Here is an 11,269-nt window from a genome sequence, read left to right as displayed (position 1 = left end):
ATGACAGTTTCAGTGGCAGTAGCCGGAGCGACGGGATACGCGGGTAGCGAAATCCTCAGGCTCCTTCTCTCCCATCCTCAGTATCGGGCCGGCGCCATGACCATTGGGGCATTGACAGGCGCTTCTCACGCAGGTCAAAGTGTTGAAGCCTTCATGCCCCACTTGGTGGAATTGCACGGACGCACCATTGAAAAGACCGAGCCTTCCCACCTGGCTGAGCACGATATCGTGTTCCTGGCGCTGCCACACGGTCATTCAGCGAAGATCGCACAATCTTTACCGGATGAAACGCTAATCATTGACTGTGGGGCTGATTACCGTCTCGCAGATAAAGAGCAATGGGAAGCGTTTTATGACTCTTCTTACGCGGGCTCATGGCCGTATGGAATTCCTGAGATGCCCGGGCATAGGAAGAGAATCGCCAGTACTCGGCGCATCGCCGTCCCCGGATGTTTTCCGACCGGCGCGACGCTGGCTCTATTTCCAGCGTTGACGTCGAAGCTCATCACCCCAGAAATTTCCATTGTTTCTGTCACGGGTGTGTCGGGTGCTGGTAAGAAACCCTCAGTGGGCATGTTGGGGTCAGAAACGATGGGTTCGTCGCGGGCGTATAAAACGGGTGGGAAACACCGCCACACCCCAGAAATTATTCAAAACTTACAAGAAGCGTGTGACGAGCCTGTTCAGGTGTCTTTCACGCCTGTTCTTGCGCCGATGCAGCGAGGAATATTGACGACTGCATCCGCTCCAGCATCGGAAGAATTGGTAGCTCTGACTGAAAAAGATCCCAGCGCAGCACAGGACGCAGTCAAAGCGGCATATCGATCGTTCTATAGTGATGAAAAATTTGTCATTGTTTTAGACGGCGATCAGCAACCGGCAACTCAATCCGTGTTGGGATCGAACGCGGTCCATATCCAGGCCGAATACGATGTGGCAGCCCGACGGGTAGTCGTGACCTCAGCTATCGACAATTTGGTTAAGGGAACTGCCGGAGCTGCTATTCAATGCATGAATCTTGCACAAGGGTGGCTGGAAGATTCCGGACTGAGCATTAATGGGGTTGCACCATGATTCCAGGGCACTAGGTTTCGTAAGGTTTTCGTACTCCACATTGTCGAGTACTTATTTAGCGCTTGTACATGTTCAGCACCGGGTTATTTATTTTTAAGGAATAGTTGTGTCACCACTGGGTATCACCGCGCCGATGGGGTTTCGGGCTGCATCGACTACGGCAGGTATTAAGGCATCAGGCAAGCCCGACATGTGTCTCGTCGTTAATGATGGGCCGCATGATGTAGCAGCAGGGGTATTCACTCGAAATAAAATTCGGGCTGCACCTGTCGAGGTGACGAGTGCCAACATTAGCGACGGCCATCTACGCGCCGTAGTTTTTAATGCCGGTAACGCGAATGCGTGTACAGGTGAGCAGGGGGTTCAGGACGCGCGTGATATGGCGTCCGCTGTGTCCTCACTTCTGCACTGTGATGCTCACGATGTGGCTGTGTGCTCGACTGGGATCATCGGTGATCATCTTCCCATGGAGTGTGTCAACGCGGGGATTGACGCATTAAGCCGTGGCATAGATTCGGCAAATGCTTCGTCGGACTCCGCTGGTACGGCTGCGGCAGAAGCGATCATGACGACCGATACTGTCCCCAAACAGGCAGGCTATGTGGGAGACGGCTGGCGGATCGGAGCAATGGTTAAAGGAGTGGGAATGATTTCCCCTTCCTTGGCTACGATGCTCTGCTGCATCACTACCGACGCGGTCGTGGACGCAGACACGGCCCGCGATACATTGCGTGGAGCCGCCTCAACAACGTTTGATCGCTTAGATATCGATGGATCGACCTCGACGAATGACACGGCCTTACTTTTATCGTCGGGCGCCAGTGGTGTTTCACCTAGCCCGGAAGAGTTTGCGCACGCGCTTCGTCAGGTCTGCAATGACCTTGCCTCACAGATGCAAAGCGATGCTGAGGGTGTGACTAAGCGAGTCTCGATAAAGGTCATCGGTGCTGCTAACGACTCTGAGGCGCTGGTCGCGGCCCGAACCATCGGGCGCGACAATTTAACGAAGTGCGCCATGTTTGGTTCTGATCCCAACTGGGGCCGTGTGCTGGCTGCCGTAGGAATAGCCGACGTGGAGATGGATCCGCATGGTATCTCGGTGTCATTTAATGATCATGTGGTGTGTAGGAATTCTGCAGCTGTCGAGGGAAGTCGGGACGTCGATATCTCAGGTCCGGATATCTCCGTGGTCGTCGATTTAGGCACAGGGAGCCAAGGAGAGGCCACCGTCCGTACCACCGATCTTTCTTTCTCATACGTTGAAATCAATTCAGCGTACACAACGTAGGCGCGTCATGACGTCGAAAATTCAGGGCCAATCTTTATATTGATTTATTTACGGTGCGCCTCGTAATTATGGAATTAGTGGTGATGAAATTAATGCATGCGAGTGAGGAATAATTATTATGGTGGGGTCATTAACGGCCGCGTTAACTCCAGAAATGCGTGCGCATACTTTAGCTGAGGCTCTTCCGTGGCTCACTCACTATCGGGACACCGTCGTCGTTATTAAATATGGCGGCAATGCCATGATTGACGATGATTTAAAGTGCGCTTTTGCGGAGGACATGGTTTTTCTTCGGACTGTCGGGGTTAAACCAGTTGTTGTCCATGGTGGGGGACCGCAGATTAACGAGATGCTTTCGCGCCTAGGGCTCGAAGGTGAGTTTAAAGGTGGATATCGGGTCACTACTCCTGAGGTGATGGAAGTTGCCCGCATGGTTTTATTCGGGAAAGTGGGCCGAGAACTCGTTAACCTTATCAACCAATTTGGCCCTTATGCGGTAGGTACGTCTGGTGAGGATGCAAGCTTATTTACTGCTCGGCAACGCTATGCCGTCGTAGATGGAGTTCAGGAAGACATCGGATTAGTCGGCGATATTGTTGATGTCGAGCCATCGACGATTGTGGATTTAATCCAGGCCGGACGAATTCCAGTCGTGTCGACCATTGCGCCGGGTAACGACGGTCATGTGTACAACATCAATGCGGATTCTGCAGCTGCCGCACTGGCGCAAGCCCTAGGAGCTGAGAGACTACTGGTCTTAACGAATGTCGAAGGACTCTATACCGAGTGGCCAGATAAGGAATCTCTCGTTTCAAAGATCACGATCTCTGGAGCTCGTTCAGTGTTTCCCCGGTTGGAATCCGGCATGATTCCGAAGATTGAGTCTGCAGTCGAGGCAGTTGATCACGGCGTCAAAGCGGCAAGCATTATCGATGGCCGCATTGCTCATAGCGTGCTTTTAGAGTTATTGACCTCGGGCGGTATCGGCACGATGATTATCCCCGATGGTGAGGATCCTGTCGTCCGTGCTGATCACCTCATTTTTCGCCATTCTTACGGGATGGATGAAGAAGGAATAGTTTATGGCGCGGATCGTCGTCCCTACAGAGGGGATGGCCCGCAGAAGTCAACCCACCCCGATTCCGCTCGGTGATCCCAATTCAGTTCCAAAGCTCTACTTCGTAATGCCTCCGGTGCGCTCCACAAATCTGATGTATCGAAAGTTGTGACATGAATAATCCCGTAGAAGTCCATAGTCCCAATCCAGAAAAGTCCTGGAAAGACCGTTGGTCGTCGACGATGATGAACAATTATGGCGAACCACCATTGCAATTGATCAGCGGTCGTGGGGCACGAGTGAGGGATTACCAGGGGAAAAAGTATGTCGATTTTCTTGCGGGTATCGCGGTTAATTCACTGGGGTATGGGAATGAAAAAGTAGCGAAAGCCGTCGCCACTCAAACGAGTAGCCTTACCCACACATCAAACCTTTTTTCCAATAAGCCATCATTGCTTTTAGCCGAAAAGTTGAAGGAACGGCTGTGGGAAGGCCGTCGTGATGAAAAGGATCACGATGCAGACGGTGATCGCACTATGTCAACCACTCGGGTAGCGTTTTGTAATTCGGGAACAGAGGCTAACGAGATGGCTTTTAAGCTAGCTAGGCTCACGGGTAAGCGTCGTATATTGGCTGCGCTGAATGGGTTTCATGGTCGGACAATGGGGTCGTTGGCTATGACGGGCCAGCCAGCCAAACGCGATATTTTCGGCCCGCTCCCTGGGGGAGTCGAGTTTTTCCATTACAACGACACGTCCTATCTAGAAAAACTCGTTGAGATCCAGCCGGATGAGGTCGCCGCGATTATCGTCGAACCAATTCAGGGCGAGACCGGCGTGATTCCCGCGTCGAGGGATTTTTTGAGAGATATCCGTCGGATCGCGGACCGTGTCGGCGCTCTCATGATTTGTGACGAAGTGCAGACGGGTAACGGCCGTACCGGAGACTATTTTGCATTTCAGGATGCGGGAATTATTCCCGACGTGGTGACCACGGCTAAAGGATTATCGGCCGGACTTCCCATAGGTGCGTGTGTGGCGACGGGGAAAGCGTCTTCATTCTTTACCCCAGGGGCTCATGGTTCGACCTTTGCTGGCAACCCCGTCGCGGCATCTGCTGGTTTGGTGGTCCAACAATACTGTGACGACGGCCTTGTGGATCACGTCAAGAGTATTGGTAGCCGCTTACGTACAGCATTGTCATCGCTGCCTCACGTTGTTCAGGTGCGGGGGCGGGGTCTCATGCTCGGGGTTGTTTTAGATTCGCCCGTCGCTAAAGAAGTCGTGTCAGACGCGCGTGACCGTGGAGTAATCCTCAACGCCCCCGCGGAGTCGGTATTGCGTATTACTCCACCTCTGGTGCTTACTGATGAAGAATGTGACGAAGGCGTGAGCAGACTGAAAGAGTCGTTAGAGAGTGTAGAGCGAGGTCAATGATGCGTCACTGCAACTTAAAACGGTGTCCCTGGGGGAGGATAAAAGGCTCAGGTGATAGTAGACCCATCAAAATCGGTTGATATATAGTTACGTTTCGTTATTTATATATAGACTTAATTATGAGGTGTGAGTAATGGAGAAGATTCGGCATTTTCTAAAAGATGATGATTTATCATCATCAGAGCAAGCTGAGGTCTTAGCGCGCGCTCTTGAAATGAAAAAGGATCCCTTCGGATTTCGTCCATTAGAAGGGCCACAGTCCGTCGCAGTCCTGTTTGATAAGACCTCGACACGCACGAGGTTTTCCTTTGATGCGGGAATCGCACAGTTGGGTGGCAATGCCATTGTGGTTAACTCTGGTAGTTCCCAAATCGGTAAGAAGGAAACGTTTGAGGATACGGGGGCAGTGTTCTCTCGTTTCGTTACAGCGATCGTATGGCGAACATATGAACACAGTAATCTCGAACGCATAGCGTCAACAGCGACTGTCCCCGTGGTCAATGCGCTCTGTGATGATTATCATCCGTGCCAAATTTTAGCGGATCTTCTCACCATTGTTGAGCATTGCACTCCTCACAGGAAAGTGAGTGAATTACGTGGTTTAAAGGCAGTGTATCTGGGGGATGGGAATAACAACATGGCAAATTCGTATCTGCTTGGATTTGCCATGGCAGGTATCAATATAACGATTTGTTCCCCTAATGGTTTTCAACCACACGCCGCTATCGTGAAGCGAGCTCAAGGTCTTGCCGCAGACACAGGGGCATCCGTCGTGGTGACTGACGATGTTGACGCAGTAGCCGGAGCAGATGTTGTCATTACCGATACGTGGGTTTCAATGGGTTTTGAAAATGATGGCCTTGATCGTCGAACACCGCTTTTGCCCTACCAGGTCAATGACGAGGTGATGGATCGGGCGAAAGAGACGGCGATTTTCCTCCATTGCCTCCCGGCCTACCGGGGTAGCGAGGTGACGTCGTCAGTCATCGATGGCCCTCAATCACGCGTTTTTGATGAAGCAGAAAACCGTCTTCACGCGCAAAAAGCACTCTTGTCGTGGGTTGTAGAGCATAATCCTTATTCGTGATTGTCGTGGGAGACTTCGTGGTTCTCGTCGGTTTGAGAGAGGTTGATTAATGTCGAAACATGCGCCATCGACGCGCACTGCCCGCCAGGCTCGAGTTTTGGAGATCCTGCAATCTCATCATGTCTCGAATCAATCGCAGATCATCGAGTTGTTGGCACGGGACGGGGTGGAAGTCACTCAGGCGACGTTGTCACGGGATCTCGATGAGATGGGGGCGCGGAAGGTCCGTTCCTCCGACGGGGCAAGTTTTTATACCGTCGACGGCCCCGACGCGGAGCCCGATTCGGACGGACGAATGGATAAGCTACGTCGAACCTTGGCAGAGCTTTTGGTCTCGACGGACTTCTCTGGAAACTTCGCGGTGCTTCGCACTCCTCCGGGCGGCGCCCAATATCTCGCTAGCGTTATTGACCGCGCTCCTTTGACGCAGGTCGTCGGCACAGTCGCTGGTGACGACACTATTTTCGTGCTGTCCCGTGAACCGATGAACGGTGAGCAACTTGCTCGGTATTTCGCCGGAGTTTCGTCACACTCGTCTCGATGACTAAACTTATCCGCATATTTGAATAATACTCACAGATGTTTGTGGCTATCGGCCGCTGACCTCGAGTTATCTACTTTTCGTTTACTCAATTTTCAAGGAGAATCTTGTGACTAATCGTGTTGTTCTCGCCTATTCCGGTGGCCTGGATACATCGGTAGCTATCCCGTATTTGTCGAAGATGACGGATGGCGAGGTTGTCGCAGTGTCCATTGATCTGGGCCAAGGCGGCGAGGACATGGAATCGGTGCGTCAGCGTGCTCTCGCCTGCGGTGCGGTTGAGGCAATCGTCGTCGATGCAAAAGATGAATTTGCTGAGCAGTATTGTTTGCCGGCCATTAAGGCAAACGGTCTGTATATGAAGCAATACCCGCTGGTATCTGCGCTTTCTCGGCCGTTGATCGTGAAGCACTTGGTGGAAGCCGCTAAGGAACATGGTGGCACCCACGTTGCCCACGGTTGCACGGGCAAAGGAAATGATCAGGTCCGGTTTGAAGTAGGTTTTGCCGACACCGCGCCTGACCTGAAGATTATTGCGCCTGCACGTGATTATGCGTGGACCCGGGATAAGGCAATTGCCTTTGCTGAAGAGATTGATTTGCCCATCGAGCAATCGGCAAGTTCGCCTTTCTCCATTGACCAAAACGTGTGGGGCCGGGCAGTCGAAACAGGATTCCTCGAGGATTTGTGGAACCCGCCGACGAAGGATCTGTACGCATACACAGAAGAACCGTCACTGGGAAATGCTCCCGACGAGGTCGTTATTTCCTTCGAAGGCGGTAAGCCCGTCGCTATCGACGGTCGGCCTGTTTCGGTACTTGAAGCGATCGAAGAGATGAATCGCCGTGGTGGCGCTCAGGGGGTTGGTCGGCTCGACATGGTCGAAGACCGCCTCGTCGGAATTAAGTCCCGTGAAGTGTACGAGGCTCCGGGTGCAATGGTGCTCATTCGGGCTCATGAAGCGCTGGAAGACATCACGGTTGAGAGGGAGCTCGCGCGGTATAAGCGGGGTATTGATGCCCGGTGGTCTGAAGAGGTCTATGACGGACTGTGGTTCGCGCCGTTAAAGCGTTCGCTTGATGCCTTTATTGACTCGACACAGGAAAACGTCACGGGCGATATCCGTCTTGTTCTTCACGAAGGCCGGATCACGGTGAACGGCCGCCGGTCGGTTAAGTCGCTATATGATTTCAATTTAGCGACGTACGACACTGGGGATACTTTTGACCAGACGCTGTCGCGTGGCTTCGTGGAGCTGCATGGTTTGTCTTCGAAGATTGCTTGCAAACGAGATCGTGAACAATAGTCACGATATTTTCTTCGCGTATTTGGCATAGTGTCTTTTCGGGAAGCAAAGCTTACTGTGCCTGAGATAGTGGGTCTGAGGTAGTGGGCATCTAAGGAGAAACAATGGGAATTTCGGCGCATAAAACGAATCAGGGCTCTTTATGGGGAGGCCGGTTCTCTGGCGGCCCGAGCGATGCAATGTTTGCCCTGTCTGTATCCACCCATTTCGATTGGGTTCTGGCACCGTACGACGTTTTAGCGTCGAAAGCTCACGCCAGGGTTTTGCACAGTCGAGGCCTTCTTAGCGACGACGACTTCGAAGCGATGATTAACGGCTTGACCCAACTCGGTGAAGACGTTGCGTCGGGCGCCTTTAAGCCGGATCCCACCGATGAAGATGTCCATGGCGCCATGGAACGTGGTCTTATCGAGCGCGTGGGTTCCGAGGTCGGCGGGCGCCTCCGCGCAGGGCGCTCACGCAATGACCAAGTCGCCGCACTTTTCCGTATGTGGGTGCGCGACGCCGTTCGAAATGTCGCAGCCGAGGTCATTGGATTAGTTATTGCCCTCGCTGACCAAGCCGAGGCGCACTCCCACGACATTATGCCTGGTAAAACTCACTCCCAGGCTGCTCAGCCCATCCTCGTTGCTCATCAGCTTTTGGCTCATGCGCATCCGCTGGTGAGAGATGTCGACCGGCTTAAGGATTTGGATAAGCGTTTGTCTGTCAGCCCATATGGTTCAGGTGCACTTGCTGGTTCCACTCTCCATTTGGACCCAGAAGCTATTGCGGAAGAGCTAGGGTTTGATTCCTCCTCGGAGAATTCGATTGATGGAACGAGCTCCCGAGATTTTGCGACAGAAACTGCCTATGTGCTGGCGCAAATTGGTGTCGATATGTCGCGTCTTGCTGAAGAGATTATTTCTTGGTGCACCCCGGAATACGGTTATGTCACCCTTGATGATGCGTGGTCGACGGGATCGTCGATCATGCCCCAAAAGAAAAACCCTGATGTCGCTGAATTGACTCGCGGTAAAACAGGACGCCTGATCGGTAATCTTGCGGGTCTTATGGCGACGTGTAAGGCACTCCCATTGGCATATGACCGCGATTTACAAGAAGATAAAGAGCCGATAGTTGACTCAGTTAATCAACTTCTTTTGCTCTTGCCCGCTATGACCGGTTTGGTCAAGACGTTAACCTTCCATACCGATCGGATGCGTGAATTGGCGCCTCGCGGATTTACGCTGGCGACAGATCTCGCGGAATGGCTTGTGCGTCGTGGTGTTCCGTTCAGGGAAGCTCACGAAGCATCGGGCTCATGTGTCCGTATGGCCGAGACTCGCGAAATCAGCCTTAAAGACTTGACTGACGAGGAATTGCGCTCGGCTCATCCGTCGTTAACGCCAGAGGTGAGGGAAGTGCTCACCGTGGAAGGGTCGGTCGCATCCCGCGACACTAAGGGAGGTACCGCGAGACCACGCGTGATGGAGCAACTTGAGCGGTTGAGGAAAGTTGCGTCTCAGGATTCCGAGTGGGCGGCTCATTCGCCCATTCCCGGTGGAGATTAATCTCCGTGGTGGCCCGTCAGCGTTGACCACGCGGTTTATCGACATCTTTACAACGACGTGGCTACGCCGGCGTCCGGATGCTGATGCTATTTACTGCCGGTGCATCATTCCCAGCACATCGTGGCGCCGTGGGGTAGCGCTCAATGACAGAAGATGCTGTGAGCGTCGGGTATGAGCAGCAAGGTAGGCTAGGCGTTTATGAGCCTAAATGAAGAGCTACTGTCACTCCTGGTGTGCCCACAAGACAAGGGGCCACTGGAGTATCACGAGGACGAGCAGCTTTTGGTTAATCCGCGTTTGCATATTGCATATCCCATTGACGACGGGATTCCCGTCCTTTTGGAGGACGAGGCCCTCGCTTACCAAGGCAAATAAAGAAAATTGAGCGTTATAGCGGGAAATCCGTCGCCAAACTGATTAATGATTCTCAGTCGAGTGTGTAGTAGAGGAGCATGTACTAAATGAACAACGGAGCGGATAGCGGCGTGTCAGAAGGATCTGACGCTCGAGCAGCTGTCATTGACGACCTACAGTGGCGAGGTCTTATTAATCAATCGACTGATCTTGATCTGCTTAAACAAGCGGCTCGTGAGGGGATGCTGACGCTATATACGGGCTTTGATCCCACCGGTCCGTCGCTTCATGCCGGTCATTTAGTTCCGTTGCTGATGCTCAAGCGGTTCCAGCAGGCCGGGCACCGCCCGATCGTCTTAGCTGGTGGTGCGACCGGGATGATTGGTGATCCCCGTGAAGTAGGGGAACGGGCCATGCTTGCCGCAGATACGGTCTCTGAGTGGGCTAAAAATATTTCATCACAGCTCCGGCGCTTCGTCTCATTCGAAGGAGACCCTGATTTCTCGGGGAACAATGGTGCGATCCTCGAAAATAACTACACGTGGACATCACAAATGTCTGCCATCGAATACCTGCGAGATTTAGGTAAGAACTTTTCGCTTAACACCATGTTGTCAAGAGATACCGTGAAACGTCGGCTAGAGGGCGACGGCATCTCTTACACAGAGTTCTCTTACATGCTTTTACAAGCAAATGACTTCGTTGAACTACGACGACGCTACGATTGCCGGGTTCAAATCGGTGGATCAGATCAATGGGGAAACATTGTCGGAGGCGTCGATCTCAACCGGCGTATCGATAATGAGGTCGTTCATGGAATAACGGTTCCACTCGTAACCGATTCTGAAGGTAAAAAATTCGGAAAGTCTACGGGTGGTGGGAAGTTGTGGCTCGATCCAGAAATGACTAGCCCATATTCGTGGTACCAATACTTTCTTAACTCGACAGACGCCGATGTTATCCGTTACTTGCGGTGGTTTACCTTCCTCGACCGCGAAGAACTCAAAGACTTAGAAATCGAAACGCGGGAGCGTCCGCACAAGCGTGCAGCGCAGAAACGCTTAGCTCAAGAAATGACGACACTCGTACACGGAGAGGAAGCGACAAAGTCTGTGGAGCTTGCATCACAGGCACTTTTCGGTCGTGGAGAACTCCGTGACTTGGACAACCTGACGTTGAAGGGGGCACTGTCGGAGACGGAGATTGCGGAGTTTCCCAAGGGGACAGAACCGACGGTTGTTGACCTGCTCGTCGAGTCGCGACTTGCACCTTCAAAGGGCGCTGCTCGTCGCACCGTTAAAGAGGGTGGCGCATATGTGAATAATGAGCGCGTTTCAGACGCAGATTGGATTCCACGTGCAGATGATCTCCTTCACGGGCAGTGGCTTGTTTTGCGACGAGGAAAGAAGTCGTTCGCGGGAGCCAGGTTCGAGTAACCCAATGATTTGTAGTTCCGGGTGTTGGACCTGAAAATGCCGTTGAAAATTTATGGAAAGGTTTGAAGTTGTAGTTGGGTGTGTTTTGTGGGTGTGTGCTGGGGGTTTGTGGTGTGTGGGTGGGGTGTGTAGTGTTC

Annotated in this window: 10 protein-coding genes; all 10 read left to right on the top strand. The window is 52.6% G+C overall.

All coding sequences use genetic code 11. The annotated features are described in order from the left end of the window. The 10 genes from argC to tyrS all read left to right on the top strand — a co-directional run bounded on the left by argC (position 1) and on the right by tyrS (position 11,132). Positions 1 to 1,074, top strand: coding sequence for an N-acetyl-gamma-glutamyl-phosphate reductase (gene argC, locus ACWORE_RS03455; RefSeq protein ID WP_455302641.1), 1,074 nt, complete (start codon positions 1 to 3; stop codon positions 1,072 to 1,074). A 106-nt stretch (positions 1,075 to 1,180) separates the two neighbouring features. Then, entirely contained in the window at positions 1,181 to 2,362 is a 1,182-nt protein-coding gene (gene argJ, locus ACWORE_RS03450; protein WP_455302639.1) for a bifunctional glutamate N-acetyltransferase/amino-acid acetyltransferase ArgJ, read from the top strand. Positions 2,363 to 2,483: 121 nt separating this feature from the next. Next, entirely contained in the window at positions 2,484 to 3,515 is a 1,032-nt protein-coding gene (argB, locus tag ACWORE_RS03445; RefSeq protein WP_455303106.1) for an acetylglutamate kinase, read from the top strand. A gap of 77 nt (positions 3,516 to 3,592) precedes the next feature. Further along, positions 3,593 to 4,855 carry an acetylornithine transaminase gene (locus ACWORE_RS03440; RefSeq protein ID WP_455302637.1) on the top strand — a complete coding sequence of 421 codons (1,263 nt, stop codon included), beginning with the start codon at positions 3,593 to 3,595 and terminating at the stop codon, positions 4,853 to 4,855. Positions 4,856 to 4,988: 133 nt separating this feature from the next. Next, positions 4,989 to 5,942, top strand: coding sequence for an ornithine carbamoyltransferase (gene argF / locus ACWORE_RS03435; protein ID WP_455302636.1), 954 nt, complete (start codon positions 4,989 to 4,991; stop codon positions 5,940 to 5,942). Positions 5,943 to 5,991: 49 nt separating this feature from the next. Then, the gene (locus ACWORE_RS03430; RefSeq protein ID WP_296138031.1) at positions 5,992 to 6,486 is read left to right on the top strand and encodes an arginine repressor; all 495 of its coding nucleotides are present in this window, start codon (positions 5,992 to 5,994) and stop codon (positions 6,484 to 6,486) included. Positions 6,487 to 6,592: 106 nt separating this feature from the next. After that, positions 6,593 to 7,789 (top strand): argininosuccinate synthase, encoded by a 1,197-nt coding sequence (locus ACWORE_RS03425; protein ID WP_406605945.1) that lies wholly within the window; start codon positions 6,593 to 6,595, stop codon positions 7,787 to 7,789. Positions 7,790 to 7,893: 104 nt separating this feature from the next. Next, positions 7,894 to 9,342 carry an argininosuccinate lyase gene (gene argH / locus ACWORE_RS03420; RefSeq protein WP_455302635.1) on the top strand — a complete coding sequence of 483 codons (1,449 nt, stop codon included), beginning with the start codon at positions 7,894 to 7,896 and terminating at the stop codon, positions 9,340 to 9,342. 198 nt (positions 9,343 to 9,540) lie between these two features. After that, positions 9,541 to 9,717, top strand: coding sequence for a Trm112 family protein (locus ACWORE_RS03415; RefSeq protein WP_012731485.1), 177 nt, complete (start codon positions 9,541 to 9,543; stop codon positions 9,715 to 9,717). A gap of 86 nt (positions 9,718 to 9,803) precedes the next feature. Further along, on the top strand, positions 9,804 to 11,132 hold the full coding sequence (gene tyrS / locus ACWORE_RS03410) for a tyrosine--tRNA ligase (RefSeq protein ID WP_455302631.1): 1,329 nt from the start codon (positions 9,804 to 9,806) through the stop codon (positions 11,130 to 11,132). Positions 11,133 to 11,269: the final 137 nt, after the last annotated feature.

The organism is Corynebacterium sp. c7Ub_26 (genome assembly GCF_053760365.1).
This window is presented reverse-complemented; position numbering and strand designations above follow the sequence as displayed.

Coding starts and splice junctions, on each gene's coding strand:
- argC (WP_455302641.1), top strand. CDS start 1: ATGACAGTTTCAGTGGCAGTAGCCGGAGCGACGGGATACGCGGGTAGC.
- ACWORE_RS03440 (WP_455302637.1), top strand. CDS start 3,593: ATGAATAATCCCGTAGAAGTCCATAGTCCCAATCCAGAAAAGTCCTGG.
- argF (WP_455302636.1), top strand. CDS start 4,989: ATGGAGAAGATTCGGCATTTTCTAAAAGATGATGATTTATCATCATCA.
- ACWORE_RS03430 (WP_296138031.1), top strand. CDS start 5,992: ATGTCGAAACATGCGCCATCGACGCGCACTGCCCGCCAGGCTCGAGTT.
- argH (WP_455302635.1), top strand. CDS start 7,894: ATGGGAATTTCGGCGCATAAAACGAATCAGGGCTCTTTATGGGGAGGC.
- ACWORE_RS03415 (WP_012731485.1), top strand. CDS start 9,541: ATGAGCCTAAATGAAGAGCTACTGTCACTCCTGGTGTGCCCACAAGAC.
- tyrS (WP_455302631.1), top strand. CDS start 9,804: ATGAACAACGGAGCGGATAGCGGCGTGTCAGAAGGATCTGACGCTCGA.